Here is a 26,113-nt window from a genome sequence, read left to right on the forward strand (position 1 = left end):
GAGGGGTCTCCTTGTCAACAGCCGGGGAGCGAATTCAATTTCCATCGTCCGGCGGGGTCGCGCGGAACGTCCAGGCCCGGGTCCGCCAGCCTGTCCGCAGGACGTCTCGTGTCGAAGCGCGCGCGGCGATGGTCTGAAGAAGATCGCGCCATGCCTGCGGCCCGATCTGGCTGGGCACGTAATGTGCGCCTCGCCATGTCGCCATAAAGGTTTCGACGGACATCTCGTGCCAATCCGTCCGTTCACAGTAGAGATAGGGCCGAAAGTGCCCGGACTGCTCGACGGGCCGGATCGCCGCTTCGGTGTCGGTGAAGGTATGGCGGACCGCTGGGCATGCTTCTCGTATCAACTGGTCTATCTCGCGCTGAAAGGCATCCAACCGGATGTCGCGAGGATTCCAGAGGACGGTGAGAAACCCGCCCGGCTTGAGAATCCGACTGCATTCCTCGAGCGCTTTTATTGCATCGACGAACTGGAGAGCGTTGCCGATCAGGATCCAGCTTGCGGTGTTGTCCGGCAAGCCCGTGGCCTCGGCATATCCGTCGCGCCATTGAAATGCGCCATCGCGGTTCAGGCGACGCGCTTCCCGCCGCATCTCGGCCTCCGGCTCGATCGCGTAGCCGCCAAGACCAAGCGAAGCGAGGGTCGCGGTCAGATTGCCGGTTCCGGCGCATAGGTCGACGACGAAATCGGCGAATCCTTTGTCGGCAATCTCCAGCTTAAGCGTGTGGAGCAACGTTGGTGCATGCGCGGGGCGTTGCGCATAGTCCTGGGGCGTGGCGCTGAAGTTGCCCCAATCAACGGCGGTCGCTGTCACGGCGTCTCCTCCTCGAAGTCCAGCGGTCTTTGCTTGGCGCAAGCGCGAACGCGCATGATCGTCGGCTTCATCGCGCCGATCCTCGTGACCAGCCAAGGAAGGTCTTGGAAACGATCGACAAGCCTGTCTTCAGCTCGGCACCCGTGTCGGGTCCTGTCAGGGAAATGCGGACGGCATTCGGGATATCGGCATCGTCAACCGAGAACAGGTCGGCCGGCCGGATGAGGACTGCGCGCTGTTCAAGCGCCGTGGCAAACGCTTGCCTCGGCAGCTCCGCAGGCAATGGCATCCAGATGTGGAGGGCGCCGTCTTTGGTGACATAAGCTATGTCCGCGAGCACCTCGGCCGCGAGTTGATGTCGCTTCGCGATCTCTGCTGCCATCGCCATGGCAATTCCGGTTGCGGCTTCGCTCTCGATCCACTGCGCGACGATGAGCGCCGACAGCGAGTTGGGGAACCAGGAGGATAGTCTTCGGACCGGTTCCGTCACGCGGGCGGCGCTTAGCGCCGAAGGTGCCACGAGATAGGCCATTCGCAACCCCATCGCGAGGCATTTGGACACGCTCATGCAGTACCAGGTGATGTCGGGTGCGATCGCTGCGATCGGCGGCGGCGCATCGCGGTGGAGAAATCCAAGGACATCGTCTTCGATGATCGCCACGCCATGTCTGCGGCAGACGTCCACGATGGATTGCCGCCGGCCGATGCCCATGACGGCCGTGGTCGGATTGTGGACGGTGGGATTGCAGAACAGGATCCGCGGGCCGGGTAAATCCGCGAAGGCTTCTTCCAACGCTTCAGGAATCATCCCCTCTTCATCCAGGGCCACGCCCCGTAACCTGAGCCCTGCTCGGTTGCCGATTTGGCGCAGCACGGCATAGGTTAGCGATTCGGTGACGAGCGCGCCGCCGCTCGGCACAAGGGCTGAGAAGAGTAGGCTGAGCGCGCTCTGCGTGCCATTCGTTAGGACGATCTGGGCCGGATCAAGGTCGCGTCCGAGCCGGGTCGAGAGCCATCTCGCGCCAAGCTGCGCGTCCCGATCGAAGCCGCGAATGCGATTCCGGCGAATGAGTTCGCCGCACCCATCGGTCGCCGCAAGTCTGCGGAGCGCATCCGCCAAGGCGTCGTCAAGCGCCGAGGCGGATGCCGGTAGCGCAGTCGTCAAGTCGATGACACTCGCAGAGGAGCGCGCGTTGGCCATCACGCCATACCCACCCGAGCAAGCAGCGCCAGGGAAGTAGCTACGCAGAAGAGCGATACGAGGAGATATCCTATCCCCGCCGTCTTCGGTACTTGAAGCGGCGCGACCTGCAGACATGCGACCGCCAGCAGCGACGCGGCGAGCACGGTCGAGAAATAGGTGTCCGGGATGAATGGCCGGCACAGGAGGACAATTGCCGTCACCGGCACGGCATAGGTGGTGGGCAAGCCCGTCGACCTGCCGCCGGGCGACCCGTTCACATTGAAATAAGCCAGCCGTAGGGCGCTGGAGAGTACGAGGAGCGACGCGGTGGCGATGGTAGTCGGGGTCGCTTGGGCGATGCCGAGGATAGTGATCGCTGGAAAGATGCCCGCGCTGACAAGGTCCGCCAGCGAGTCGAGATTTTTTCCGATCTCGGCCGTTTCTGCCTGCCGTCCTTTCGTTCGCTTCGCGACGATGCCGTCCAAATGGTCGGCCAGCAGCGCCCAGAGCGCGATGGCGGCGCCGAGTTCAGGCACGCCGAGGATGTTTTGCCCCATCGCGATCATCGAGAGCACGATGCCGCCCGCTGTTATGGCATTAGCCGGATCGAGAAGGTGCCGGATCATAGGAAAGCCTTCACCTGATGACCTCAATGTGTCCGGCCGACGCAGACCGCAGTGCCGGCTTGGAGAACATACCCTCCGCGATGCGAAGGTCGTCGGCGGTATCGATCTCGTACCAGCGCAGATCGTCGCAGCGCGCGGCGGCCAAGGCGAGGCCGGCGTCGGCGATCAGCTGCGCGAGCATCTGCTCGGTATAGACGTTGGCGTGCCCGGCGTCGGCATAGGCATCGAGAGCGGGGACGATCTTGTCTCGCAGCGTTTGAGCTGAGAACCGCAAAAGGTTCATGGTCTTGAACACGGGCGGGCCGGGCCGGCGCAGATCGGCAGCGGTCTGCTTCATCCGCACCTCGTGGATCGCGCCGCCCTCGTCGATCACCACAGCGGACCCCTCCATCAATTCGGTGAAGGGCGCGACCGCGGCGACGTCCGGTGCTGGATGCCACGCGAGCCGTTCGATCGCGGCACGCTCGAAAAAGACGTCGCCCTCCAAAAGGAAGAGGTCGCCCGCGAGCAAGGCCTCGCGCGCCAGCCAGAGCGACCAAGCGCTCCCGGTCGTCGCGAAGACGGTCGACTCGACATAGCGGATTTGCAGCCCGCCGAACTGGCTGCCACAGGCATATTCGATCGCGTCCTTGCGATAGCCGACCACGATCGTCACCTCGCGGACGCCGAGCGCATCGAGATGGGCGAGCGCGTTGTGCAGGATCGCGACGCCGTTCACCTCGACCAGCGGCTTGGGCCGGTAGTCAGTAAAGGGCCGGAGTCGCGATCCATAGCCGGCGGCGAGGATGACGGCCTGCTGCGGAATGTTGGGCTTCGGCATCATGGTCTCCGGCATCATGCGATTACCAGCATCTGGACGAGGCGGTCCAGGCCGATCGCGAGCTGGTCGGGCGGCACGCCGTACGAGAGGCGGACGCCGAAGGGGTCGCCAAAGGCGCTGCCGGAGACCGCGGCGACGCCATGCTCGGCGAGAAGCCGGTGGGCGAAGCGATCGGCGATCATGGCATTGTGGACGGGATTGTCGCCCGCGACCTGATTGGAGAGATCGAGGTAGAAGTAGAACCCGCCCTGCGCCGCCGGGGCCGGCACCGACGCCAGGCTCGACAGGATGTCGAGGCCGCGTCGCCGCGCCGCGGTCAGTTGGGCCCGCAGCTGCGCTTCGTATGTTCCGTCATTGCGCTCGAGGTGGCTCAGCACCGCGTGCTGCGCGATGACGTTGGGATTCGACGTCGTGTGCGACTGCAGCGCCTTCACCGCACTGACCAGTTCCTTGGGCGCCGCCAGATAGCCGATCCGCCATCCAGTCAGGGCAAGAGTCTTCGAGAAGGCGTTGATGATGATAGTGCGCGGCCGCACCTCCGGCACCAGCGAGACGATCGGATGATGGATGTGCGGATCATGCGCGAATGCGCCATAGCACTCATCGAAGATCAGCCACAGATCCTTCGCGATGGACAGCTCCGCGAGAGCCTGGAGTGTCTCACGGTCATAGACGGATCCGGTGGGATTGTTCGGCGTGTTCACGACGATCGCGCGCGTCCGCGGCGTGATCACGCGCTCGATGTCGCTGGGCCGCGGCACATAGGCGCTATCGCGGGTGTCGACAAAAACGGGTATGCCGCCGGCGATCAGCAGCTGGGCGGGGAAGGTGGTCCAGTAGGGGACCGGGACGATGACTTCGTCGCCTGGGTTGACCAGTACCATGGCCGTGTTGAACAGCGCCTGCTTGGCGCCGGCCGTCACCGCGATCTCGTCGGCCTGCCAGACCTGGCTGGTTTCGAGAGAGATCTTCCGTGCCAGCGCCTCGCGCAACTCCATCAAGCCGATCGTGTCGGTGTAGCGGTTCAGACCTTGTTGAATGGCCTCGATCGCTCCGTCCCGGATCGTTGGTGCCAGATCGCTCCAGATTTCGCCGGCCGTGAGATCCACAATCTCCATCCCGGCATCGGCGGCAGCCTTCGCCGCGGCGCGGGCGGCCGCTGTGCCCGACGATTTGAACAAGTTTGTCCGTGACGCTAACATGCGCGTCTCCATCTTTTCGGCAAAACCGCTTACCGCGGCTGTCCCTGGCCATTTCTCTTCTGCCGCCGAGAGCTAGCCGTAGTTCATCAGTTCGAACAGCTCGTCGAGCGTCGCGACTTCACCTTCAATACGGCAATGCTCTCTTCCTGAATGATGCGGTCGCACACGTGACGTCCCCCCTCCTGAGCTAATTGTCGATTGCTTAATTGGTCCGAGTCGCTCGGACGTCGCTCCGCTGTCCGCTTCGGCAGATACTGTTCTTCCGCCTGAGCCAATTCGTCGTAGCCCATCAAACTGAACAGTTCGTCGAGGCCCGCAACCTGGTCCTCGATCCCGGCGATGCTTTCTTCCGACCGAATGCGGCCGCAGGTGTCACGCATGCCAGCAATCGCCGCCCGCATCGAATGGTTGGCCCAGATGACGGTCGAAATGCCGGCATCACGATACACCGAAGCCGGGGTGTTGTAGTATTTGGTGGGGACGATGACGACTGGGAGCTTGTTGTTCCATTCCTTGGCGAAGGTCAGGATCTCGTCTGCGACGGCCTGACGGGAGTGGATGAGGATTGCGTCGGCGCCGGCCTCTGAATAAGCGTCGGCCCGGCATAGCGCCTCATCGAGACTGTGACCGGCGATCAGCGCCTCGATGCGCGCGACGACCACGAAATTTGGATCCGTCGTGTCTTTTACGGCCTTGAGCCGCCCTGAGAATTCATCAATGTCAGCGAGCGGATGCCGATCGCCGACGAAGGAGTTACTTTTCGGGAACCCCTTGTCTTCAAGGCAGACGCCGCTAGCGCCGCGTTGCTCAAGCTTCCGCGCGACCAGTCGAGCATTGTTGAAATTTCCGAAGCCGCTGTCACCGTCGACAAGAACAGGGATGTTCGTCGCATCGACCATGCGCTCGACGACGTCGACGACTTGCGTCCAACTCGCTTCGTTGGCGTCCCGATAGCCGAGCGCCGAGGCGATGGAAAGACCAGAGGCCCAGAGCCCTCGAAAGCCAGCGCGCTCGGCAATTGCTGCCGAAAGCCCATCATGCGCTTCCATCAAAAATGTCAGGTCGTTGGAAAGAATGAGCTCGCGAAGGGTCGTTGATGACGCCGTCACCGGCAAGACTTCCGCCCCGAATGAAATCGCCTTGCTCATTGTATGACCTCCTCCATAAACTCAGGTCCAATGAACTCGGTGAAACGGGACGATTACTCATTGTCGCCCTGACCTCGCCGCAGAAAGTCCTTTGGCCTACATATGCGCAATGGTCTGAGATCCGCTGGAAGCGGCTCTTGCCGCAGCGCACGTTACAGCTCAAGCAGCAAGAGCCATGCCAGCTAAAAAGCCGTTGTTATTGGAATAGGTTGGCTTTGCGCGGCTGGTTACCGTTGTTAGCGACAGTACAATTCTGTCGGGATCGCGACAGTGGACAAGCTATACCACGGTGCGAGGGCGGCAGGTCGCCCCCTAATAGTGATGTCCTGGCCACGCTAGAACGCGTCTGTTTAATCCGGTTCATATCCTGCGGCCTTGAAGGTGTTCGATCCGTTCCTCAAGCGCTCTCATGGTCTCAACCAGCATGCCGAGAACCAGCCGAGCCGCCGCCGGCAAAGCGCTTGCCGGATCCTCCACATGGTCGACGAGCTTCGCGACATGGGGCGGGCCCTGGGCAGCCACCAGCCCGTATTCAGCGAGATGACCGCGCAGGGCGTTGATCACCTGCGTGCGCTGCCGAACCAGCAGATCGCGGACACTGAACACGACCGCCGCTGGGCTGGGCTTCTTCGGTCTTGACCGCCACAAAGCGCATTGTCGGCCGTTGCGCCGCATCGCAGATCGCCTCTGCGTCGGCGGCATCGTCGGCGCTTGACGAACGGTTTCACATAGGCCGGCGGGATCAGGCGGACGGTATGCCCAATTTGCCGATCTCGCGCGCCCAATGGTGCGCGCCACCACACGCCTCCATGATGACCAGGCATGCCGGCTGCTTGGCAAAGAATTCCAGCACCTTATCGCGCCGCAGCTGCCTACGGAAAACAACTGCGCCATTTCCCAGAAAACCACTTGCGCAAAAGTGCTGCGTCAAGCCGCATGACCACCCCTCTTTGCAGACGCACACAACCCTGGAAGGAGGAAGCCGCGGGAGGACGAGCCCAGGCGTACTATGGCGAAGGTGCCTGCGTGTCGCCGATGAGGTCGCCCGCGGGACCGGTGTGGCCCATCATCCTCCTAGCGTGATTTGCAGCCAACCGGCCTGGGACCTGGCGGCCGTCTCTGGCTCTACGCCGCAAAATCGGGGCCGGGTCCGCCAGGTCTGCATCGAATGACGGAGGTCAGAGGTGGTCTCGGTGCTCGGCATTCATGATCCGACCGAGCGCCAGCGAGTGGTCGTCTGCGGCTCGAGGGCGGATCATGTCGCAGAACGAAATGTAGTGTCCCCCACGGTACTGGACCGGCCGACATCGAGGCCGAGGTCTCGGCATTCCTCGCGCGCCTGGGGCCGGAGCACCCTGACATCCGGGCGATCCTGTCAAATGCACGCTGTTTCTCGCAAAAGGCAGCCGGCATCCTGGCTACTCCCCCCGATTATCCCCGATTTAAATCAAATCCCGCTGTGGATATTGACGATTGCGCGACCCTCACCTCGTAGACGGCTAATGCGGGCGGCTACTGAGAGGGTCATATGACAAGCGATTTTTCCGCCGCCCGAGTGCATTTAGATCGAGCGTATCACTACCTTCGTGGCGATGACCCGATGAGCCGGAGGGGACGCGAAGCCTTGGACCTGTTAATTGAGGCGGTTGCCGCCGAAGAGTTCAAGCAACCACGCCAAAACGCGCAGGTGCTAACGTTTCCGATTGGGCGCCGCTTCTGAGGCGATCTCCATGGCCGCCACGATGAACCATGGTCAGCTAGATAATCCTCCCAGAACGCAAAGAAGCCCGCCCCGGCATGAGCCGAGACGGGCAATAGAAATGGGAGTCCCAAGCGCGTCCACGAAACAGCGCCGGCAGGTGAAATTCAGCAGAATGTCCATCCTGGCGCAACGTCACGTTCCCGAACCGAAAAAATTGATCGATGCCGTGAAAAACTCGATTGCGATCCCTGTCTTCCTGTCTGGAGGCGTAACGGCGGTCGGATGAATGGCGCTTGTATTGGCTCATTGACGAGAATTCTACAGATTGGCCTCCATCATGTTGGTGCCGGCACCGTTGGCGTGGTCAGCCGCACCAGTCGTCGCAGGCGTGGTGGCGGCCATGAGGAACTCGTCACAGGCTCCGCTCAGGCCGCGTAATCTCCCTACGTTCGAAGCGGAGCGCGGTCTTCAGGCGTGCGAAGAGCATCTCGACCTGCTTCGTTCGTTGCGCGACCGTCCGAACTCGGGCGGATCCGCTTTGACGGGCGTCTCGCGTGCCTCTTCGTGGACGCGCAACACGTCGCGCACCGGCGTCTTTGGATAGCAGCGGCGCTTGAGTTCACACCTCTGGCAGTCTCGTTGCTGGCCCGGGATCCGGTTTCCACCGCTGACACTGCGTGTGCGCGGGACCGCGAAGTTGCGACGATTCTGCCTTGCCGGCGGGAAAGATGAACTTGTTCTGGACCGCATCGAAGATGAAGTCCGCGCGGCTGAAGGTTACGTCATCACGCCGGCTCTTGTCCCACACCGGAATGTGCGGCGCGATGTTCTGACCGACGAGCCATCCGAGGAACTTGCCGGTGCCCTATCCGCGCGCTCTTCACCGAAAAAGCACACTGGGCGAACTGCCGTTCTGGCCCGTCCCCGATGTTTGAGCCGGTGGGACGAGCGACTGGCACCAAAGATGCGGAAGAGCTTTCTCCTTACGTAAAGGGGGCGGCATTTCCGCGCCGATTCCAAAATCTTTTGCTCTTCGCCCGTCCCCTCTTCGTCTTGACTAGTGCCAGCCGACGGCCTATCTCACCGCCATGTTAGCACTCACCTCTGGTGAGTGCTAACAACTCTCCGGCAACGGAGCACCGTTCAACATCCGAACCAGGGACATCCAAAAAATGGCAAAGTCGAATTTCCGGCCGCTTCATGACCGCGTGGTCGTTCGTCGCGTCGAGTCCGAAGCGAAGAACGCCGGCGGGATCATCATCCCCGATACGGCGAAGGAAAAGCCGCAGGAAGGCGAGATCATCGCCATTGGCTCCGGCGCCCGCGACGAAGCCGGCAAGCTCGTCCCGCTGGACGTCAAGGCGGGCGACCGCATCCTGTTCGGCAAGTGGTCGGGCACCGAAGTCAAGCTCAATGGCGAAGACCTTCTGATCATGAAGGAAGCCGACATCATGGGCATCATCGGCTGACACGCCGCCGCCTTTCATCCGCACCATCCAATCTGAATTCGGGCGAAATGCCCAGGAGTAAAAAATGGCTGTCAAAGACGTAAAATTCTCCCGTGATGCTCGCGAGCGCATGCTGCGCGGCATCAACATCCTCGCCGACGCGGTGAAGGTCACGCTCGGTCCCAAGGGCCGCAACGTCGTCATCGACAAGTCGTTCGGCGCGCCGCGCATCACCAAGGACGGCGTCACCGTCGCCAAGGAAATCGAACTTTCCGACAAGTTCGAGAACATGGGCGCGCAGATGATCCGCGAAGTCGCGTCCAAGACCAACGACATCGCCGGCGACGGCACCACGACCGCGACCGTTCTGGCGCAGTCGATCGTCCAGGAAGGCCACAAGGCGGTTGCCGCCGGCATGAACCCGATGGACCTGAAGCGCGGCATCGATCTGGCCGTGACCGAAGTCGTCGCTCACCTCGTCAAGAACGCCAAGAAGATCAAGACCTCGGAAGAAGTCGCCCAGGTCGGCACGATCGCCGGCAATGGCGATGCTTCGGTCGGCAAGATGATCGCGGAAGCGATGCAGAAGGTCGGCAACGAAGGCGTCATCACCGTCGAGGAAGCCAAGACCGCCGAGACCGAACTCGAAGTCGTCGAAGGCATGCAGTTCGACCGCGGCTACCAGTCGCCCTACTTCGTCACCAACGCCGACAAGATGGTTGCCGAGCTCGAAGACGTCTACATCCTCCTGCACGAGAAGAAGCTCTCCAACCTGCAGGCCATGCTGCCGGTTCTCGAAGCCGTCGTGCAGACCTCGAAGCCGCTGCTTATCATCTCGGAAGACGTCGAAGGCGAAGCGCTGGCCACGCTGGTCGTCAACAAGCTGCGTGGCGGCCTGAAGATCGCCGCCGTCAAGGCGCCGGGCTTCGGTGATCGCCGCAAGGCCATGCTGGAAGACATCGCCATCCTCACCGGTGGCCAGGTCATTTCCGAAGACCTCGGCATCAAGCTCGAGAATGTCGGCCTCAACATGCTCGGCCGCGCCAAGAAGGTGTCGATCTCCAAGGAGAACACCACCATCGTCGACGGCGCCGGCAAGAAGGCCGAGATCCAGGGCCGCGTTGCCCAGATCAAGCAGCAGATCGAGGAGACCACCTCGGACTACGACAAGGAGAAGCTGCAGGAACGTCTCGCCAAGCTGGCGGGCGGCGTTGCCGTCATCCGCGTCGGCGGTGCGACCGAGATCGAAGTCAAGGAAAAGAAGGACCGCGTCGATGACGCCCTCAACGCGACCCGCGCGGCCGTGGAAGAAGGCATCGTTGCTGGCGGCGGCGTCGCCCTGCTGCGCGCTTCGCTGGCCATCACCGTCACCGGCGCCAATGCCGATCAGACGGCCGGCATCGCCATCGTCCGTCGCGCCCTGCAGGCTCCGGCCCGCCAGATCGCCGCGAATGCAGGCGCAGAAGCTTCGATCGTGGCTGGCAAGATCCTCGACAACAAGGATGCAACCTTCGGCTACAACGCCCAGACCGGCGAATATGGCGACATGATCGCCATGGGCATCGTCGATCCAATGAAGGTTGTGCGCACCGCTCTCCAGGACGCGGCCTCGGTCGCCGGCCTGCTGGTCACCACCGAAGCCATGATTGCCGAAGCTCCGAAGAAGGACTCGGCTGGCGGCGGCATGCCGGGTGGTATGCCCGGCGGTGGCATGGGCGGCATGGGCGGTATGGATTTCTAATCCAGCCATTGCCTCGCATTCACGGAAAGGGCGGCAGCAATGCCGCCCTTTTTCTTTGGGCGAACCTTTTTGACCACAGGGGGGCGGCGTCCCTCTAGAATGCGGAGGGGCAGGCCCGATCACGGGCATCATACGGGGGCACTTTCATAGCGGACACCAATGACTGAATTCATTCTGTTCGCCATAGGCGGCTTTCCTGCCCAAGCGGTGGACGCCGCGCTCGGCATGGCTTACGGCGCGGTCTCGTCGACGGTGCTGCTTTCGTTCGGCGTTCCGCCAGCACCCTATCACGCCTGATCTGCGCGCATGGCGATCAGCCACAACTACAAGCCCATGCTCGACGAGACGGGATCACTTCTCCCCGATATCTCGTGCTCAATGCGCTCGGGGCGGCGGACGGCATGTCGGTCGGCACCATCGCGTGCATGCTGGCGCTGGAATCGAGCGCGGTGATACCTCTGGTCGGATGGAACAGGCTGGCCTGGTCATCCGCCAGCTCGGCTCCGCGACGAACGCCAGGTGCAGTTCACCTTTCCGTCGCCGGCCGGGCGCTGCTTGCCCAGTGCAACTCGGCTTGGCGACACGCTGATCGAGCTCTCGCGAATGAGCCTTGCTGAGTTCAAAGCCTCACCCGGCAGATACTGGTGTTGCGCGACGCGTGCCGGTCACAATTCCTTTGCGTGCTCTTTTACTGCCAAATCGATCGCCTGGTTCAGAGGCACCGCCTTGGAGAACAGGAAGCCCTGAGCGGTTCTGCAGCCAAGCTCGAGCAGAGTTTGCCGATCCGCCTCTGTTTCGACGCCCTCGGCCATGACGTCGATCCCGAGCGTCCTGCCAAGATCGATGACCGTTTTGACAAGCAGCCGATCCTCTCGGGACTTGGCCAAGCCGCGAATGAAGCCTTGGTCTATTTTCACCTTGCGTATCCGGCTGTCCTTGAGCGATGCCAAGGTGGAAAAGCCGGTGCCGAAGTCATCGAGCGCGATGGAAATGCCGGCATGTGAAAGCCGTCCGAGCTTTTCATCCACCCTGTCCGGGTCCACCGGGGATTCTTCAGTAATCTCGATTTCGAACATCGTTGCAGGGAGATCTTTTGCCGCCAGACCATCCAGAACCATGTCGTCGATATCGCCGGCTTCCAGTTCGCGCGGTGATACATTCATCGCCACACGAAGATCACGACAGTCAGCTTTCACCATGCCGTCGATAAGTGCACAACAGTCGGCGAAGACCGTTTGGGTCAGCAGCTGAAGCATTCCGGTTTGGCGTGCGGCTGTGACGATTTCGGGTGGAGAGATAGAACCATGAATCGGATGGGACCACCTTAGCAAGGCTTCAAAACCGACCACGGCCTCGGTGTCGAGTTTCACGATGGGCTGGAACCAGGGTGCCAAGCTTCTCGTCTTTACCGCTGAATGAAGGTCGCGTTCGATAGACTGGCGGCGTTGCAGTTCCCTGTCGAGGTCGGCATCGAACAGGCAAAACTCGTTCCTGCCACGACGCTTGGCTGTATAAAGGGCGATGTCCGCCCGCAACAACATTTCTGTCAGTCCCGGGCTCTCCGCCAAGTATATTCCTATCGATGCCCCGACCCGGACGGACGCGACCTCAGGATAGGGGCGGGCAATTTTGGCTATGATATTGGAGGCGAGATCACTGGCAGAAAGCGAATCCACCAGTGAGGGAAAAAACAGCACGAATTCATCGCCGCCGATTCGGGCGAGCGTTGAGCCTTCCGGTGCTTCCTGCTCTATCCGGCGGGCGATCCTGACAAGCAGATCATCACCGGTCCTGTGACCGTACGTATCGTTGACGGATTTGAACCCGTCTAGATCAATCAGCATTGCAACGAAGGGGCCGTCTGCAGTCTCGAACCGACCGATAGCGTGTTCGAGGCCACGCCTGTTGAGAAGGGCCGTCAGGTGGTCCTGCCTGGAATTGGCCTCCATTTCGGCCGCAAGCCGCTCGGCCTCATGCCTCAGGCGGCTCGCTTCGCGGAAGCGCGCTTGTCCAACAAACGCGGCTCGAACCAGGCCGCCCAGGAAGAGCAGAACGGCGAAAGAAAGAACGTACCCTTCAAAGTTGCCTTTCGCCAGCAAGCACCCCGCTGTGATGAGGAGCGGGGGTGTGATGAAGTTGGTCGCTGCCGCAGCGTATGAACTGCCGTATGTAACAGCACCAGCTGAGATGCCTGCCAGAATAATCAGATGCAGCGGTGCGTGAGGTGTCGTGTATCCAACCGTAAGGACGGCAAGAAAGGACCAGGCAAACCCTGCCAGAAGAGCAAGGATGCCAAACCAGCGAAGCCGCGGCGAAATCCCTGTCAGATCGTCCTGGTGTCCCGTTTGCTTTAGCTGATAACGGGCGAGTGCAAGGCGGCCGACATTTATCGCATTGATGACCAGGAACCAGATCGCGGCGCCAAAGCCGCCGCCAGAAAGGGCCTGCACCGTCAAAATAAGGCTTGAGAGGACGGTGCTGATCGGCATTGACACGAAGAGACCAGCCCTCAGGTCAGCAAGCTGATCCTGACGGATTTTGGCCTCCAGCGTGTCTTCTTTCTTCAGGTCCATGGACTGCTAGCTTGCTTCCCAGGCTTCTTCGCAGCGCAAGCCTATGCAAGCCCACTGAAGGACGGGTTAACTAATAAGCGTGGTAGCTGGTGCGGCGGCTCGTATGCCTCCTCTTAACATTGCCGGCTGATCATTGAGGTCTTGCCCGCGCCGCGCGTGATCCGCATCATTCCGAGCATTCGCAACGACACATGGACGCAGCATTGCTAACGGCAGGAGTCGAGACCGTCTGTGATTTCATCGCCTAAGCATGGCCGAAATGCCATGGCGGACAAAGGGAAGATATTGGGCAAAGCGAAGCCCCGCATGTCTTGCAAGCCGTGCCGCCGGGTGCTCGCCTGAGTAGAGTCCGACGAGGATGTTCGTAGCATGATAGAGCGGTGCCGCCGACCGGCGCAGGCAGCTTTCGTATCTGTGGAGCATGTCGGGATCGGCAATGTCGCGCCGGTCGCGACATACTGTCAGGATTCTATGGGCGAGTTGCTTCTGGCCACTGAGGGCGATGTTAAAGCCATGCGCGGTCACCGGGTGCATGCCAATGGCGGCGTCGCCGATGAGTGCGGCGCTCGGTGCCCAGAACTTGTGCGCCCACGTCGTGACCAGCGGATAGCTATGGCGGGTGCTTGCCAAGGTCATTTCTCCGAGGCGCCCTCGACACCGGTTCGTCAATTCCATCAGGAACAAATCGTCGTCGAAAGCAAGCAGTCTATCGGCCTCGTTTAACGGCAAAGTGAGTAGCAGCGACGACACGCCTTCCATGAGCGGCAACATCGCTATCGTCTGATGGTGATCGAACCATTCGACTGCGATCTGCTGATGGACGCGCTCGTGCCTTACCCGGCAAATCAGCATCGCCTTGCCGAGCCGATTGATGTCGGCGCCGATGCCGAGCAGGTCGCGCGTGGCGGAAAAACGCGAGTCCGCTGCAACGAGAAGCCGAGCGGTCAATTGCCTGCCATCGGAGAGCGTTATGACTGCTCCTTTGTGGCTGTTTGTTGCACCGACGACCGAGTGGCCGCATATCAGCCGGGCATGATCCTGCAACCGGATGATCTTGAACAGGGCATCGCGGATGCCACAATTTGGGACCAGAAACCCGAGTGGTTCCCCAGATCCCCTGGGAGGATCGAAACACAGCGCGAAAGGGCTCGATCCGTTGAGCACGCGCGCGCCTTGCAGTGGTGATTTGTGCGAAGCGGGGATGGCATCCCAGGCGCCGAGCTCGCGAAGGATTCTAATCGAGGCGTAGGTCAGCGCGATCTCGCGACCGTCGAAAGCTGGATTCGCCAGCCGTTCCAAGGACTGCTGTTCAACAACTGCCACCTTCAGATCGCTCTGCCCCAGCGACGCGGCGAAGGAAAGACCGACCGGCCCGCCTCCGACGATAACGATGTCGAAACTCTCGTTGGAGCCGGCCATCAGGGTGCCGCCATCGCGTCGGCTATCTGCGTGAGATGCCGATGGAGTTGAGCCGCAAACTGTGGACGGATGGCGCGGGGTTCCAGTGCCCGCCGCGTCGCCTCAAGCCACTGTGCATGAACGTCCGCATAAATCGGCAACGAAGGATGCAGTCTTATCAAACACGGACGCAGCTGATCGCACCAGTCTTTGGGTCCGCCCAGCCAGCGCCATGCCCCCCTGTTGGCAGGGCCGGTCTCAATCCGGTCGTGGCACTCGAAAACCAGGGCACGGATCGCTGGACCGCGCCCGAGATGAGGGAAAATGCTATCCGAGACGTTTCTTGGCTGCATCTTGTCGGCATTCTTGAGTTGATAAGAGGGCTATCCATGCGGCGACAGCGCCGAATTCAGCTTTCCAGCAGCCACACTTGCATCGAGCCTTTCGCCCGATTGTTCCAAAGAAAGTATGGCAGGGCGATTAGCCTGCAGTCGGAAACGACGGGCGGCGCATTCCTGTACAGGCTGTCTCCCCAGCCTTGGTCTACGACGCGCTTCGCGGGGGCGGTGAGCGTGACCACGCCATCGAAGAGATCGCCCCGCTCCTCCGTTTCGATCCAGGCGTCTCGCGGCAATTTGATCTGCTGCACTCGCCCCCCGGGGTTGTCTACGTGTTCGACGCAATAGACCAACGGTCCGCGCTTGAGCGCCACCCGGCCGACGTCCTGACTGGCCTTGGGATGAGCATAGATGCGCTCGGGAGGCATCGGCAGCTCGAGGGTGATCGTGTCTCCGGCATTCCATAGCCGCGAGATCGAAAGATAGCCATTCCTGGTGCATGCCTCCACGTCGATCGGATGTCCCTCGACCGAGGCTTCGGCTTCGTGCGCCCATCCGGGAATGCGAAGCTTCACGGCGAACTCGGCCGGGGCGTCAGGGCTGACCTCGATCCTGATCGAGCCGAACCATGGATAGGCGCTGGTTTCCCGCAGGAACACATTTCCCGTAGCAAGCCGGATGTTCGTCGAAATGCCGCCATAGAGATGGAAGGCGATTGCGTCTTCGCTGGCCGACACGAAATAGCCTCCGACCGAAGCGATGAGACGCGACGAATTCATCGTGCAGCATGGGCATGTGTGCCAGGCCCATCGGCTGTGTCGCCCATCGCTGTCCAGCGGATTGGAGTAAAAATAGTGCTCGCCATCGCGCGACAGGCCGGTCAGCGCGCCGTTGAACAACGCCTGTTCCATTACGTCGGCATAGCGGCCGTCGAGATCGAGATGCAGCATCCGATGCGCCCAGAAGATCAGCGCCACCGAGGCGCAGGTCTCCGCATAGGCCGTATCGTTCGGCAGGTCGTGGTCTTCAGTAAAGCCTTCATTCGCGGCAGCCGAACCCAAGCCGGAGGTGATGTAGATCTTCGAGGTCATGACGTCGGCCCAGAGCTCCTCGCATGCTTTCTTGAGGCCGTCGTCGTTCAGTTCCGCCGCGAGGTCGGCCATTGCGGAAAACATGTACATCGCCCGAACGGCATGGCCGACCACCTTGGTCTGCTCGCGCACTGGCCTGTGCGATTGGTTGTACTCATACCTCTTCGCCCAGAACTCACTAGGGTTCTCCCCGCGCGCGACCGCTTCCTGATCGAAGTAGTGCGGCTGGCGGCCGCGCTCGTTGATGAAATAGGCCGCGAGTTCGAGATGCTTTCTCGCTCCCGTCAAGCGATAGAGCTTAACGAGGGCAAGCTCGATCTCCTGATGGCCGCAATAGCCGTGCTTCTGGCCGGGGTTCGGACCGAACGTCTTGCGCACATGGTCGACATAGCGCTCAAGGATGTCAAGGAGCCGGCGCCGGCCCGTCGCGAGGAAGTAGGCGATGCCGCCCTCGAGCAGATGTCCCAGATTGTAGAGTTCGTGATAGTCGCGCAGGTTGGTCCAGCGCTTGTCCGGCTCGCGCTGCAGGTGCCAGCAGTTCAGATAACCGTCGGCAGCCTGTGCATTTTCGAGATCGTCGACGATCTTTTCGATCCTGGCCTCGATGTCGGCGTCGGGCCTGTGTGACAGCGCATAGGATGCCGCCTCGATCCACTTGCCGGCGTCGGAATCCCAGAACACCTGCACGAAATTGTGCTGGTTGGGCGCGGAGCTCAGCGGCGGCGGGTTCGGCAATGTCAGGGACTGCAGGATACCGTGCTTGCCAAGCTGGACGTGCTGGGTGGGGATGGTCCGTGTCAGCACAGTCTCAAGCCGCTCGCGCCAGAATTGCCCCTCCAGCGCGACATCGACGAACTGAACCGGCTTGAACTCGTTCATTGGAACGCATCCGTTCCTGCAATGAAGTGCATTGGCGTGCTCACGGCTTCGACGATGCCCGCACGACCACTGAACACGGTCGACGCCTGACGCCGCTCGGCGATCATCTCCAGCACGCTGTCACCAGCGTCGCGTCCGAGCGCGTTCAGGTTCTCATCGAGGCTGGCCTGCCGCGGCCGCGTCGCAAGCACCATCCCGTCCCAGTTGTTAAATCCGACGATGGCTACGTCGGCAGGTACTGCCAGGCCAATCTCGCGCAGCGTGTCGCACGCGCCGCCGGCGATCTGATCGTTGCCGCAGAAGATCGCGTTCGGCGTTTGCGGTCCCGAGAACAATCTGGCCGCCGTGTCGCGCCCCAACGCCTCGGCTGACTTTTGGCTTTGGCCGTTCTTCGTGTCGGTCTTGATCCAGACCGGTCGCCGAGGTGTTCGGCGGCGCGATCCATTGAAGGAGCCGACCACTACCATGAAAAAACCCAAAAACCGCCAAGACGCTGATGGTGACGACTAAACTGTCCGTTAGACATGCGTTCTCCCTTGAAAGGCTGGTCGACGAAACCACGCCGATGAGGAGATAACCTTGATCTGGATCAGCCAGACATGACAAATCCGGGCGACGCCGTCCTTCGAGCGACAGGGGCTTTTCACAATCTGGCGTCAAGCGCGGTTTAGCTAAGCTAGCTGTGGAGCCTCAGCACTTTGTTCCCGAACAAGCCGTCTCGGCTGACGACCGGCATCCGCACAGTCGTCGGCACAGCGATCTGGGTCAGCGTTCCGGCTTGTCGTCCCGGTCGATGAGGATGCGCTCAGCGGCCCCGTGAAGATCCTCATATTGACCACTCCTCAAGGCCCACAGAAAGCCGGACAGCCCCAGCGCGCCAAGAAACAGAGCTGCTGGTATGAGGTAGACGAGCGTCGTCATGACGGCTGCACCGATGCGCGAATGCCCGCACGCGTTGCCGAGGGAGCCCCCGTCACCTCGGCGAGCACAAAACCCTGCAGGCGCAACGCATTTCCGATGACAAGCAGCGACGAAGCAGACATCGCGATTGCCGCGATCAGCGGCGTGACGTGCCCCAGAATGGCGATCGGCACAGCAATGGTGTTGTAGACGATCGCGATGGCGATGTTCTGGCGGATCAGCCGCCCGGCCTTCCGGGAGACGTCCAGGGCAAGGGGTACGGCCAAAAGGCTTTCGCGCAGGAACACGAAGTCCGCGGCGTTGCGGCCAATATCGGCAGCGGTGGCCGGCGCGATCGAGACATGTGCTGCGCTCAGCGCAGGCGTGTCGTTCAGGCCGTCGCCAACCATTAGAACCTTGTGGCCAGCTCTCGCCAGCGCTTCGATGCACTCGACTTTGCCGGACGGAACCAGGACTGGAACAAAGCGGTCGATGCCCAATGCTTTTGCGACATCGGCACAAGCGGCTGCTGTATCGCCCGACAGCATCTCCATGGACACCCGGGCATCGTTCAACTGCACAATGGCTGCCCTGGCGTCGGCACGCAGTGCGTCCTCGAAAACGAAGGACGCGACAATGATCCCGTCTTTCGTCAGAACCGTTCCGCCATAGCCATGTTTGCCTTCGCCACCGGTTCGGGCCCTCCATCCAGCCCATCCGCGCCGGCCCAGTCGCCAAGTGCTGCCCGCCGCGGTGGCTTCGATCCCGAAGCCCGGATGCTCGCTGACGGATTCGAGTTTCGGCTGACCGGCAAAGCCCGCGAAGCCGGCTATGGCCCTTGAAAATGGATGGCGGGAATGCGCGGCCATGTCGGCCGCGATTGCCAGCATGGCCGGCTTGATCGACGGCGCATTGACGAGATGGGGCTGTCCGAGCGTGAGCGTTCCGGTCTTGTCGAACACCGCCGTATCGATTGCCGCCAACCGCTCCATAGCGGAGCCATCCTTGACCATGATCCCACTTTCGAACAGGCGCCGCGCGGCGACCACCTGCACGATCGGCACGGCGAGGCCGAGCGCACATGGGCATGTGATGATGAGGACGGCGATGGCGATCGTCATCGCCCTGTGCCAGTCGCCAGTCGCCGCCATCCAGCCCGCGAACGTTACGAAGGCGGCAAGGTGAACCACTGGCGCATAAAGCGCTGAAACGCGGTCGGCAATCCGGCGATAATGCGCGCGACCGCCCTCGGCGGCTTCCATCAGCCGAACCATTTCTTCCAGGAAGGAATCTTTTGCGGCGGCTGTCGCCTGGACGGTCAGCGGGCCGGTGAGATTGAGAATGCCGGCCTGTACCGCCTCCCCTGACGCCACGGTTCTGGGAGTGCTCTCACCGGAAACCAGCGAACAGTCGAGATCCGAAGATCCCCGAATGATCTTGCCGTCGACGGGGATCCTTTCGCCGGCCGCGATCAGCAGCTGCATGCCAGGTTCGATCTCGCCAACCGGCAGATAGTCGCGCGCGCCATCGCCGCGCAGCACCATGGCGCCACGCGCCGCCAGCTGCGACAGGCCCTTCACGGCGGTTCGGGCTCGTTCGCGCATCACATGATCCAGCGTGCGGCCGATCAACAGGAAGAACAGCAAGGATACCGACGCGTCGAAATAGGCGTGGTCGCCATGGTTGATGGTCTCGTAAAGGCTCATGGCGTAGGCGAGCGACACCCCGACCGCGATGGGCACATCCATGTTCATGCGGCCGTGGCGCAGCGCATTCCACGCCGAACGGAAGAAGATGCCGCCGGCGAAGGCAAGTGCGGGAATAGCGATTAGCGCCGAGACCCAGTGGAACAGATCGCGGGTCGCGCCTGCGGCGCCCGACCAGACCGACACCGAAAGCAGCATGATGTTGCCGGCCGCAAAGCCGGCAACCGCGACGGCGCGGATCAGCTCCGACAGCGTCTTGTCCTTGCCGTAAGCCTCGGGTTCGAACAGGTGTGCGTCATAACCCAGCCGTCCAAGTGTGGCGACGAATGGCGGAACCTCGTCGCCGCGCCACCGGACCGAAACCCGTTTCGTCGACAGGTTGACGCGGGCGCCCTCGACCCGGTCCAGCTTTCCAAGCGCCGTTTCGATCGCCCGGATGCAGGCTGCACAATGAACCGCCGGTACTGAAAGATCGGTCTGATACAGGTCGCCGCCCAGCGAACGGCTCGCCAGTTTGATTTCTTGGCTCGACGGCAAAACGGATGCGGCGCCAGCGACATCCAGCGCCATTTCGGCGCCCGGTGCACAGCAGCTCATTGCAGCACACCTTGGGAAATGATGATACGGTGAACTTCCCGATAGGGCTCCGCGAGACCGGCGTCGGCATCGACTTCGACGATCCAGACGCCGTCCTTGGGCGTGTGGTACGCAGCAAATTCCTGATCCGTTGCGAAAGTTAAAATGATGGACTTGTCCTCGGCCTCATAGGCAGGATGACGGAACAGGACGCTGACGCTGTGCAACGGGACCGGCTTGCCGACGGCGTCGCTGAGGCTGTAACGGACTTCGCCCGACGCGATCGTCAGTTTGCCAGTCCAGCCGAGCGCGGCCTGCGCGCGCCATTCCTCGGCCCTCCTGTTGAATTGCTGGCTGGCCACATAGGTGTTTTCGACGACGAGGCCGGTCCAACTCGTGTTGGCGAGTGTCGCCATGGTCAGATTGACGCCGATGACCACAGCGAAAAAGGCGAGAATGGTGACCAACATATGCCTGCCGGTGAATTCGCGGGATTTCTGCGGATCGGCGCTCATCTGACGATCTCCGGTGCGTTGAAAGTGGCCGTGTATTCGTCCGACTCGAAGCTCGCCTTGTCTTCGACCCGGAATTTGAATGTTTGCGCTTGGCCCTTGATCTGTTCCGCCGGCTGGCGAACGAAAACCTTCAGCATCTTCAGCCGGTCGGGTTCGACCGCAATGGCAAAGGAGCGATCCGCAGGCAGGTCGATCCCGACGACGCTCATCTCGGCCTCCGGCAGGCCCTGCATGGTGACGACGATCGTCCTCGGCTCGGGGATCATGTTGAGCAGCTTGACGGTGTAGCCATTGCGGATCGAACCGTCGGACAACGCGACGAACTGCGGATTGCGGTCGTGCAGAACGTTGACCTCGAGCCGCTCGCGCGTCAGCAGCGAATAGAGCAGGGCGAGACCGACCGCCGACCACGCACCCATGTAGACGAACGTGCGCGGCCTGAAGATCTTGCGAATGTGGAAATGGGCCAACCTGTCGGCGAAAGCGCCGTCGGCAGTGCGCACCAGCGAAGGCTTCGCCGCGCTGGAGCCGCCCCCGGTCGCCACCGCCATGTTGGCGTTGTAGTCGGACAGCGTCGCATAGGAGATCAGCCCGCGCTCCTTGCCGAGCTTGGCCATGACGCTGCCGCAGGCGTCGATACAGAGCGCGCAAGTGATGCATTCGAGCTGCTGGCCGTCGCGAATGTCGATCCCCATCGGGCAGACCGCGACACAGGTGTTGCAATCGACGCAGTCTCCGACCAGCTGCCCAGCGGCCTGAACCTTCTTGGCGTGACGCGAACGAGGTTCGCCGCGCCAATCATTGTAGGTCACCGTGAGAGAATTCTCGTCGAGCATGGCCGCCTGAATGCGCGGCCACGGGCACATATAGGTGCAGACCTGCTCGCGCATCAGTCCACCGAATGTGTAGGTAGTCGCCGTCAGCACGGCGATGGTGATGTAGCCGACGGGTGCGGCGGTTCCGGTGAAGACTTCGCCGATCAGCTTTGGCGCGTCGGCGAAATAGAAGATCCAGGCCCCCCCGGTCGCCGTCCCTATGACCAGCCATATGGCGTGGTTCGATACGCGCAGCATAAGCTTGCGCGCTGTCCAGGGTCCGGCGTCGAGTTTCATGCGCGCGTTGCGATCTCCTTCGATCGCGCGCTCGACGACCAGAAACAGGTCGACCCATACGGTCTGCGGGCAGGTATAGCCGCACCAGGCCCGACCAACTGTGGAGGTGACCAGGAAAAGGCCGATGCCGGCCATGACCAGCAGGCCAGCCACGTAGTAGAATTCCTGCGGCCATATTTCGATGAAGAAGAAGTAGAAGCGGCGGTTGGCAAGATCGACCAGCACGGCCTGATCAGGCGCGAACGGCCCTCGATCCCATCGCAGCCAGGGCGTCAAGTAGTAAATGCCCAGCGTGATTGCCATCACCAGCCACTTGAAGCGGCGAAAGCTGCCTGAAGCGCGCTTCGGGTATACCTTCTTGCGCGGGGCATAAAGCGGCGGACGGGCCTTGGCGGAGTTGACCGATTCGGCTTCGAGCCGTTCAATTTGCGTGTTTTCAAGCACGAGAAGCTCCAGTCACCAGCGACGATTTCGCGGCGGAAGCCCGACCGATCGGTTCTGGCTGATGGCCACGTTGAGCACGCTTTGCCGCATGGCGAATTGCACCGCGTTGATGCAAGTCATTCGCCGGACGCCGGAATGGTGTCGAGGCCCGGCGCAAGCCGGGCCCCGTCGCTTGGCGGGGAGGGCCGAGAATAGGCTTCCGTTCCTATTCTCCGCCGCCAAGCGAATGCACATAGACTGCGAGTTCTTTGACCTTGGTCTCGCCGAGACGCCCGATCCAGGCCGGCATGACGCCGTGCTTCGGCGCGCGGACCTGCGCAGCAATAGCCGTCTCGCCCGGTCCATAGAGCCAGATCGCGTCGGTCAGGTCGGGCGCGCCGAGTTCCCTGTTGCCCTTTGCTGTGTCGCCATGACAGGCGACGCAATTTTCCGCGAAAACCTTGGCGCCGGGCTCGATCAGACTTGCGTCCCGGACCAGGCCGGACAGGCTGGCAACGTAGGCGCTGACCTGTGCGATCTCGTCCGCCGTGATGATGTCGCCAAAAGCCGGCATTTCCGACAGGCGCGTATCCGGGTCTGACGCGAAGCGGATGCCGTGGGTGATCGTCTGCTGGATCTGCTCAGCGCTGCCGCCCCACAGCCAATCGTCGTCGTTGAGGTTTGGAAAACCCTTGGAGCCTTGCGCGCCGGAGCCATGGCACTGCACGCAATTGACCCTGAATGCCGCACCGCCGGCAGCGACGGCGAACTCGCGCAATGCGTCGTCGGCAACAATCTCCGAGGCGGTTTTCGATTCCACCGCTGCGACATATTTGGCCTTGGCGGCTTCGGCGGCCGCCAGTTCAATCTTGACGTGGTTGCGGCTCGAATAGCCGAGCACACCTCTGGTCGCGGAAGTAAGCATTGGCCATGCCGGATAGGCGATGGTGTAGCCGATCGCCCAGACAATGGTGATGTAAAACGTCGTGACCCACCAGCGCGGAAGTGGGTTGTTGAGCTCCCGGATGCCATCCCACTCATGGCCGGTCGTTGAGATGCCCGAGACTTCGTCGATGTGCTCGCTGCTCATGATCAATCGTCCTTGAGAGGAATTCGAGCGGCTTCGTCAGCTTGCCTGCGGCCGCCAGGGCGAAGCGCGAAGGCAACGCATCCGACGAAGAAGAGCGCCATGGCAAGCAGGCCCCAGCTGTCGGCGAATTCCCGCATCAAATTGTAGTCCACGATCACACTCCTCAGCGGTAGCCGGCGGCTTCGTCGTAGGTCTTGAAATCGACCAATGTGCCAAGCATCTGGAGGTAAGCGACCAAGGCATCCATTTCGGTGACCTGCTGCGGATTGCCGTCGAAGTCGCCGAGCTTGGCCTTGGGGTAGCGCGCTTCAACGCCGGACGTATCGATGTTGGGATCCGCCTGCGCCATCAGATCGACATTGGCGTTTGCGATCATGTCATCGGAGTAAGGGACGCCGACACGCCTGTTTGCGATAAGATGCGTCGAGAAGTCTTTCACCTCGATCGGCGTATTCTTCAGGAACTCGTAGCTCGGCATGATCGATTCCGGCACCACCGAGCGCGGATCGGCAAGATGCTGTACGTGCCATTCGTTCGAGTAGCGGTCGCCAACCCGGGCGAGGTCCGGTCCGGTGCGCTTCGATCCCCACTGGAAAGGGTGATCGTACATCGACTCGGCCGCCAGGCTGTAGTGCCCATAGCGCTCGACCTCGTCGCGGAACGGCCTGATCATCTGGCTGTGGCAGAGGTAGCAGCCCTCGCGCACATAGATGTTGCGTCCGGCGAGTTCGAGCGGCGAATAGGGCCGCATGCCTTCAACCTTCTCGATCGTATTGTCGAGATAGAAGAGCGGCGCGATCTCGACGATGCCGCCGACCGTCACCACCAGAAGGGAGCCAACGAGAAGAAGCGTGGCGTTCTTCTCGATGATGGCGTGTTTGTCCATCAAGCCCATTTTCCGGCTCCTGATCGCGCACGCTCGAGGGCGGGGATGGCGCCCGGCATCGGATCCTCCTCGCGTTGGTAGCCAAAGATGGTCATGGCGATGTTCCAGGCCATGATAAGGGCGCCGGACAGATACATCGCGCCGCCGATGGCACGCATGATGTAGTAGGGATGCATGGCGGCGACGGTTTCGGCGAAGGAGTAGATCAGGAAGCCCTGCTCGTCGTATTCGCGCCACATCAGGCCTTGCATGACGCCGGAGACCCACATCACCGCCGCGTAAAGGACGATTCCGAGTGTCGCCAGCCAGAAGTGCCAGTTGACCAGCCGCAGTGAATAGAGCCTCTCGCGGTTCCACAGCTTCGGCACCATGAAATAGATCGCGCCGAACGAGATCATGCCAACCCAGCCAAGCGCGCCGGAGTGGACGTGCCCGATCGTCCAGTCGGTATAGTGCGACAGCGAGTTGACCGTCTTGATCGCCATCATCGGGCCTTCGAAGGTCGACATGCCATAGAAGGCGATGGCCATCACCATCATGCGGATGATCGGATCCGTGCGCAGCTTGTCCCAGGCGCCGGACAGCGTCATCAGGCCGTTGATCATGCCGCCCCAGGAGGGCATCCAGAGCATGATCGAAAACACCATGCCAAGCGTCTGCGCCCAGTCGGGCAGAGCGGTGTAGTGCAGGTGATGCGGACCAGCCCAGATATAGAGGAAGATCAGCGCCCAGAAGTGGATGATCGACAGGCGGTAGGAATAGACCGGTCGGTTCGCCTGCTTGGGCACGAAATAATACATCATGCCGAGAAAGCCGGCAGTCAGAAAGAAGCCGACGGCATTGTGGCCGTACCACCACTGCGTCAGGGCGTCCTGTACGCCGGAGAAGGCGGAATAGCTTTTTGAGCCAACGAACGAGACGGGCATCGACAGATTGTTGATCACATGCAGCATCGCGATGGTCACGATGAATGACAGATAGAACCAGTTGGCGACGTAGATATGCGGTTCCTTGCGCTTCAGGATCGTGCCGAGGAACAGGATGAGATAGGCGACCCAGACGATGGTCAGCCACAGGTCCACATACCATTCGGGTTCGGCATACTCGCGGCTCTCGGTGATTCCGAGCAGGTAGCCTGTCGCAGCCATGACGATGAAAAGCTGATAGCCCCAGAACACGAACCAGGCGAGATCGCCGCCAAACAGCCGGGCGCGGCAGGTGCGCTGCACGACATACAGGGATGTGCAAAGCAGTGCATTGCCCCCGAAAGCAAAAACGACGCCCGACGTATGCAGCGGCCGCAAGCGACCGAAATTGAACCAGGGCTCGATGTTGAGATCCGGATAGGCGAGCTGCAGCGCGATGACCACACCGACCAGCATGCCTACGACCCCCCAGATCACCGTTGCGACGGCCCCGTAGCGTATCGGCCCATCCATGTAAGCGGCGGGGTGGATCGGAACTGCTGGCGTAAACTCCGTGTTGCGCAACAGGATCGCAGTGAAGCCAGCCACGGCGAAGAACAAAACCCACATATGCTGGCGAAAAGGTTCATCTACGCCGAAGCCGGCAGCCACCAGGGCCGCAAAAGCAAACAGGCTTAGAAGGACGATCTCTGTGCCGAATTTCATCGCAAGTACCGATCTCCAATTCCGGCGGACCCAAATCCGCAGTGCATTAATTGCGCAGCCGCCGCCTGCTCGCCCTGATCCATGTCAGATCGCACGATTTTGCTTCGGGCAGCATCGAGTTCGGTGCGATCAGAAGGAGGCGATTGAACGAGGAAACGCAGCACGGGCCGCCCCGCTCATGGACAAGTCCGGCGTCCGCGGGCCGGCCGGCGTGGAGGCGATTCCGTGTGATGTGATAAAGCGCGCGCACAGGGAAAACTGCAGCTCTGCAATGCTTAGGAAAATATCGCTGATGCGCTGCCCAGCGT

The 26,113-nt window shown here is 61.5% G+C and carries 22 protein-coding genes and 2 pseudogenes; 4 read left to right on the forward strand and 20 right to left on the reverse strand.

Features of this window, described 5'->3' with window-relative positions; all coding sequences use genetic code 11:
• Nucleotides 1-34 precede the first annotated feature (34 nt).
• The 7 genes and pseudogenes from BPNPMPFG_RS38435 to BPNPMPFG_RS38465 form a co-directional block, all read right to left on the reverse strand.
• Nucleotides 35-817, reverse strand: coding sequence for a class I SAM-dependent methyltransferase (locus tag BPNPMPFG_RS38435; RefSeq protein WP_183465686.1), 783 nt, complete (start codon nucleotides 815-817; stop codon nucleotides 35-37).
• A 67-nt stretch (nucleotides 818-884) separates the two neighbouring features.
• Nucleotides 885-2,018, reverse strand: coding sequence for an aminotransferase-like domain-containing protein (locus BPNPMPFG_RS38440; protein WP_183465685.1), 1,134 nt, complete (start codon nucleotides 2,016-2,018; stop codon nucleotides 885-887).
• Entirely contained in the window at nucleotides 2,018-2,626 is a 609-nt protein-coding gene (locus BPNPMPFG_RS38445; protein ID WP_183465684.1) for a CDP-alcohol phosphatidyltransferase family protein, read from the reverse strand. The genes BPNPMPFG_RS38440 and BPNPMPFG_RS38445 overlap by 1 nt, the downstream gene beginning before the upstream one ends.
• Nucleotides 2,627-2,636: 10 nt before the next feature.
• A complete protein-coding gene (locus BPNPMPFG_RS38450) occupies nucleotides 2,637-3,464 on the reverse strand; it encodes a phosphocholine cytidylyltransferase family protein (protein ID WP_244662153.1) in 828 nt (275 codons plus the stop codon).
• The gene (locus BPNPMPFG_RS38455) at nucleotides 3,461-4,648 is read right to left on the reverse strand and encodes a pyridoxal phosphate-dependent aminotransferase (protein WP_183465683.1); all 1,188 of its coding nucleotides are present in this window, start codon (nucleotides 4,646-4,648) and stop codon (nucleotides 3,461-3,463) included. The genes BPNPMPFG_RS38450 and BPNPMPFG_RS38455 overlap by 4 nt, the downstream gene beginning before the upstream one ends.
• 86 nt (nucleotides 4,649-4,734) lie before the next feature.
• Entirely contained in the window at nucleotides 4,735-5,796 is a 1,062-nt protein-coding gene (aepX, locus tag BPNPMPFG_RS38460; protein WP_258599006.1) for a phosphoenolpyruvate mutase, read from the reverse strand.
• A 378-nt stretch (nucleotides 5,797-6,174) separates the two neighbouring features.
• Nucleotides 6,175-6,727 (reverse strand): annotated as a pseudogene (locus tag BPNPMPFG_RS38465) (IS110 family RNA-guided transposase); the annotation flags it as partial.
• Between the two features lie 597 nt (nucleotides 6,728-7,324).
• On the opposite strand from BPNPMPFG_RS38465, the gene BPNPMPFG_RS38470 reads away from it, so the two are divergent.
• From BPNPMPFG_RS38470 to BPNPMPFG_RS38485, 4 genes and pseudogenes are all read left to right on the forward strand, one after another.
• Nucleotides 7,325-7,516, forward strand: coding sequence for a hypothetical protein (locus tag BPNPMPFG_RS38470; protein ID WP_244662151.1), 192 nt, complete (start codon nucleotides 7,325-7,327; stop codon nucleotides 7,514-7,516).
• Between the two features lie 1,154 nt (nucleotides 7,517-8,670).
• Nucleotides 8,671-8,967 carry a co-chaperone GroES gene (groES, locus tag BPNPMPFG_RS38475; RefSeq protein ID WP_258599008.1) on the forward strand — a complete coding sequence of 99 codons (297 nt, stop codon included), beginning with the start codon at nucleotides 8,671-8,673 and terminating at the stop codon, nucleotides 8,965-8,967.
• A 64-nt stretch (nucleotides 8,968-9,031) separates the two neighbouring features.
• Nucleotides 9,032-10,687 carry a chaperonin GroEL gene (groL, locus tag BPNPMPFG_RS38480; RefSeq protein WP_183465681.1) on the forward strand — a complete coding sequence of 552 codons (1,656 nt, stop codon included), beginning with the start codon at nucleotides 9,032-9,034 and terminating at the stop codon, nucleotides 10,685-10,687.
• A 159-nt stretch (nucleotides 10,688-10,846) separates the two neighbouring features.
• Nucleotides 10,847-10,969, forward strand: a pseudogene (locus BPNPMPFG_RS38485) (sulfite exporter TauE/SafE family protein); the annotation flags it as partial.
• A gap of 383 nt (nucleotides 10,970-11,352) precedes the next feature.
• Here BPNPMPFG_RS38485 and BPNPMPFG_RS38490 read toward each other — a convergent pair.
• The 13 genes from BPNPMPFG_RS38490 to ccoN all read right to left on the reverse strand — a co-directional run bounded on the left by BPNPMPFG_RS38490 (nucleotide 11,353) and on the right by ccoN (nucleotide 25,805).
• Entirely contained in the window at nucleotides 11,353-13,260 is a 1,908-nt protein-coding gene (locus BPNPMPFG_RS38490) for a putative bifunctional diguanylate cyclase/phosphodiesterase (protein ID WP_183465680.1), read from the reverse strand.
• Nucleotides 13,261-13,497: 237 nt separating this feature from the next.
• The gene (gene ubiM / locus BPNPMPFG_RS38495; protein ID WP_258599010.1) at nucleotides 13,498-14,679 is read right to left on the reverse strand and encodes a 5-demethoxyubiquinol-8 5-hydroxylase UbiM; all 1,182 of its coding nucleotides are present in this window, start codon (nucleotides 14,677-14,679) and stop codon (nucleotides 13,498-13,500) included.
• Nucleotides 14,679-15,011 carry a globin domain-containing protein gene (locus tag BPNPMPFG_RS43445; protein WP_413776952.1) on the reverse strand — a complete coding sequence of 111 codons (333 nt, stop codon included), beginning with the start codon at nucleotides 15,009-15,011 and terminating at the stop codon, nucleotides 14,679-14,681. Before BPNPMPFG_RS43445 ends, ubiM begins: the two co-directional genes overlap by 1 nt.
• A gap of 56 nt (nucleotides 15,012-15,067) precedes the next feature.
• On the reverse strand, nucleotides 15,068-16,966 hold the full coding sequence (locus BPNPMPFG_RS38500) for a glycoside hydrolase family 127 protein (protein WP_258599012.1): 1,899 nt from the start codon (nucleotides 16,964-16,966) through the stop codon (nucleotides 15,068-15,070).
• Nucleotides 16,963-17,433, reverse strand: coding sequence for a substrate-binding domain-containing protein (locus tag BPNPMPFG_RS38505; protein WP_183465677.1), 471 nt, complete (start codon nucleotides 17,431-17,433; stop codon nucleotides 16,963-16,965). Before BPNPMPFG_RS38505 ends, BPNPMPFG_RS38500 begins: the two co-directional genes overlap by 4 nt.
• A gap of 298 nt (nucleotides 17,434-17,731) precedes the next feature.
• Nucleotides 17,732-17,887: a cbb3-type cytochrome oxidase assembly protein CcoS gene (gene ccoS / locus BPNPMPFG_RS38510; RefSeq protein WP_095496053.1), complete on the reverse strand. Its 156-nt coding sequence runs from the start codon at nucleotides 17,885-17,887 to the stop codon at nucleotides 17,732-17,734.
• Nucleotides 17,884-20,169: a heavy metal translocating P-type ATPase gene (locus BPNPMPFG_RS38515; protein ID WP_258599014.1), complete on the reverse strand. Its 2,286-nt coding sequence runs from the start codon at nucleotides 20,167-20,169 to the stop codon at nucleotides 17,884-17,886. Before BPNPMPFG_RS38515 ends, ccoS begins: the two co-directional genes overlap by 4 nt.
• Nucleotides 20,166-20,663 (reverse strand): FixH family protein, encoded by a 498-nt coding sequence (locus BPNPMPFG_RS38520; RefSeq protein ID WP_258599015.1) that lies wholly within the window; start codon nucleotides 20,661-20,663, stop codon nucleotides 20,166-20,168. Before BPNPMPFG_RS38520 ends, BPNPMPFG_RS38515 begins: the two co-directional genes overlap by 4 nt.
• Nucleotides 20,660-22,219: a cytochrome c oxidase accessory protein CcoG gene (gene ccoG, locus BPNPMPFG_RS38525; protein WP_258599017.1), complete on the reverse strand. Its 1,560-nt coding sequence runs from the start codon at nucleotides 22,217-22,219 to the stop codon at nucleotides 20,660-20,662. Before ccoG ends, BPNPMPFG_RS38520 begins: the two co-directional genes overlap by 4 nt.
• 205 nt (nucleotides 22,220-22,424) lie before the next feature.
• Entirely contained in the window at nucleotides 22,425-23,288 is an 864-nt protein-coding gene (gene ccoP, locus BPNPMPFG_RS38530; RefSeq protein ID WP_258599019.1) for a cytochrome-c oxidase, cbb3-type subunit III, read from the reverse strand.
• A 2-nt stretch (nucleotides 23,289-23,290) separates the two neighbouring features.
• Complete coding sequence (locus tag BPNPMPFG_RS38535) at nucleotides 23,291-23,440, reverse strand: cbb3-type cytochrome c oxidase subunit 3 (RefSeq protein WP_095496049.1); 150 nt, start codon at nucleotides 23,438-23,440, stop codon at nucleotides 23,291-23,293.
• A gap of 11 nt (nucleotides 23,441-23,451) precedes the next feature.
• Nucleotides 23,452-24,183, reverse strand: a complete 732-nt coding sequence (ccoO, locus tag BPNPMPFG_RS38540) for a cytochrome-c oxidase, cbb3-type subunit II (RefSeq protein WP_183455149.1) — start codon at nucleotides 24,181-24,183, stop codon at nucleotides 23,452-23,454.
• Nucleotides 24,174-25,805 carry a cytochrome-c oxidase, cbb3-type subunit I gene (ccoN, locus tag BPNPMPFG_RS38545; RefSeq protein WP_258599022.1) on the reverse strand — a complete coding sequence of 544 codons (1,632 nt, stop codon included), beginning with the start codon at nucleotides 25,803-25,805 and terminating at the stop codon, nucleotides 24,174-24,176. Before ccoN ends, ccoO begins: the two co-directional genes overlap by 10 nt.
• Nucleotides 25,806-26,113: the final 308 nt, after the last annotated feature.

Source organism: Mesorhizobium sp. AR07 (genome assembly GCF_024746815.1).
GTDB lineage: Bacteria > Pseudomonadota > Alphaproteobacteria > Rhizobiales > Rhizobiaceae > Mesorhizobium.

Coding starts and splice junctions, on each gene's coding strand:
- aepX (WP_258599006.1), bottom strand. CDS start 5,796: ATGAGCAAGGCGATTTCATTCGGGGCGGAAGTCTTGCCGGTGACGGCG.
- ccoN (WP_258599022.1), bottom strand. CDS start 25,805: ATGAAATTCGGCACAGAGATCGTCCTTCTAAGCCTGTTTGCTTTTGCG.
- groL (WP_183465681.1), top strand. CDS start 9,032: ATGGCTGTCAAAGACGTAAAATTCTCCCGTGATGCTCGCGAGCGCATG.
- BPNPMPFG_RS38445 (WP_183465684.1), bottom strand. CDS start 2,626: ATGATCCGGCACCTTCTCGATCCGGCTAATGCCATAACAGCGGGCGGC.
- ccoS (WP_095496053.1), bottom strand. CDS start 17,887: ATGACGACGCTCGTCTACCTCATACCAGCAGCTCTGTTTCTTGGCGCG.
- BPNPMPFG_RS38515 (WP_258599014.1), bottom strand. CDS start 20,169: ATGAGCTGCTGTGCACCGGGCGCCGAAATGGCGCTGGATGTCGCTGGC.
- ubiM (WP_258599010.1), bottom strand. CDS start 14,679: ATGGCCGGCTCCAACGAGAGTTTCGACATCGTTATCGTCGGAGGCGGG.
- BPNPMPFG_RS38490 (WP_183465680.1), bottom strand. CDS start 13,260: ATGGACCTGAAGAAAGAAGACACGCTGGAGGCCAAAATCCGTCAGGAT.
- groES (WP_258599008.1), top strand. CDS start 8,671: ATGGCAAAGTCGAATTTCCGGCCGCTTCATGACCGCGTGGTCGTTCGT.
- ccoP (WP_258599019.1), bottom strand. CDS start 23,288: ATGAGCAGCGAGCACATCGACGAAGTCTCGGGCATCTCAACGACCGGC.
- BPNPMPFG_RS38455 (WP_183465683.1), bottom strand. CDS start 4,648: ATGTTAGCGTCACGGACAAACTTGTTCAAATCGTCGGGCACAGCGGCC.
- ccoO (WP_183455149.1), bottom strand. CDS start 24,183: ATGGGCTTGATGGACAAACACGCCATCATCGAGAAGAACGCCACGCTT.
- BPNPMPFG_RS38520 (WP_258599015.1), bottom strand. CDS start 20,663: ATGAGCGCCGATCCGCAGAAATCCCGCGAATTCACCGGCAGGCATATG.
- BPNPMPFG_RS38440 (WP_183465685.1), bottom strand. CDS start 2,018: ATGGCCAACGCGCGCTCCTCTGCGAGTGTCATCGACTTGACGACTGCG.
- BPNPMPFG_RS38450 (WP_244662153.1), bottom strand. CDS start 3,464: ATGATGCCGGAGACCATGATGCCGAAGCCCAACATTCCGCAGCAGGCC.
- BPNPMPFG_RS38470 (WP_244662151.1), top strand. CDS start 7,325: ATGACAAGCGATTTTTCCGCCGCCCGAGTGCATTTAGATCGAGCGTAT.
- BPNPMPFG_RS43445 (WP_413776952.1), bottom strand. CDS start 15,011: ATGCAGCCAAGAAACGTCTCGGATAGCATTTTCCCTCATCTCGGGCGC.
- BPNPMPFG_RS38505 (WP_183465677.1), bottom strand. CDS start 17,433: ATGGTAGTGGTCGGCTCCTTCAATGGATCGCGCCGCCGAACACCTCGG.
- BPNPMPFG_RS38500 (WP_258599012.1), bottom strand. CDS start 16,966: ATGAACGAGTTCAAGCCGGTTCAGTTCGTCGATGTCGCGCTGGAGGGG.